The 1281-nt window shown below is 61.3% G+C and carries 1 protein-coding gene; it reads right to left on the minus strand.

Annotation, left to right across the window (positions count from 1 at the left end; all coding sequences use genetic code 11):
• Positions 1 to 1170, minus strand: a 1170-nt coding sequence (locus CWI66_RS17460; protein WP_100732376.1) for an IS4 family transposase, incomplete at its 3' end; no start/stop codon positions are given.
• Positions 1171 to 1281 lie beyond the last annotated feature (111 nt).

Consider the following 1281-nt stretch of genomic DNA (forward strand, 5'->3'; position numbering starts at 1 on the left):
GACTTCCCCTTGGAGGCTCGTCAGAACTGTCTTCCAAGAGGGCCATGGGACAGCACCGACACAATGACGTCGCAGCCACTCCAGTCCCAAACGCCACACGGAGAGAACGTTCCGATGACGGATCGTGTTGCTCTGGTAGCGTCGCTGTTGCCCGCTGTCTCGGACTTGAAGACCGGCAACCATCACCACGACATTGGCCAGCATCGCGATCAGCAGCAGGATTTCGATCCGCTTGCCTTGGCGAGACTGATGCATGCCGAAGCCCAGCCCGAACTGGGGACTCTTGACGTCGCGGAAGCCCTCTTCAATCTGCATGCGCTGCCGGTAAATGGCCACCAACTTGTCCGCCAGCGTTGAGCGCGCCGGTAGGTTACTGACCAGCACCCAGGGCTCCTTCTGGCGCTGGGCAATCGCCCGGCTGCGGCTGTCCTGGGAGACCTGTCCGCGCTTGTTGCGATGCTTGCGCCCCTGCGGCGGCCGATGGTAGAGCACCATGCGGGTGGTCAGTGGATTGCTCTCAGCAATTTGCACGGAACCCAGCGCCCGCGGTACCGATGTCGCTTGCGGAAACAGGTCTGACACAGGTTGCCACGCCTGCCCTGGCAGCTGGCAGCGAACCGGGCTACGCACCCGGCCGACGTAGTACCAACCACGTGCCTCAACCGCCTCGAACCAGGGATTACGAAAGCCCGCATCGGTGACCAAGATCGGCGTGGCGTTGTCAGGCAGTATCTCGGCCAGAGCGGCCAACAAGTATGCCTCACAGTGTTGGCAGCCATCCTTGTGGTGGACTTTCTCGAAGATTGGCAGCGAGCGCCCGGCAAAGGGCACCGCGGCGCGCAGCAAGAACCGTTTGCCACGGTCATCAATCGGCGACCAGTCCACCAGAATCAGCGGGCGGGTCATGTGGCCAATCAGCAGGCTGGCCACGAGCCAATAGAACAGGGGACGCTCCTGATGCAGGTGAGGGTTGCCCAGCAACCGATCGACTCGCTTGATGGTGTGCTTGGTAGCCACTGGCCCTGGCAAGGCACGCCCCAGGGCGGTCAAGCCCAGGCGGCGCTCGCCCAGCAGGGCACCCACCGTGTCGAGCAGCGCCTGCAGGCGCTTGGCATGGACCAGGGGGAGTGATGAGGTCAGCAGAGTATGTAAGAATCGAGGGGCCTGCATGGGTCTCCTTAGGCATATTGTTGGTTTGGCGATTAACAACATGCCGACCCATGCAGGCCTTTTCAATCATATCATCCTGATTTTCTTATCTATTTCGTGGGGATCCGTCAG

The sequence above is a fragment of the Halomonas sp. 141 genome, assembly GCF_002810305.1.
GTDB classification, from domain to species: domain Bacteria; phylum Pseudomonadota; class Gammaproteobacteria; order Pseudomonadales; family Halomonadaceae; genus Vreelandella; species Vreelandella stevensii.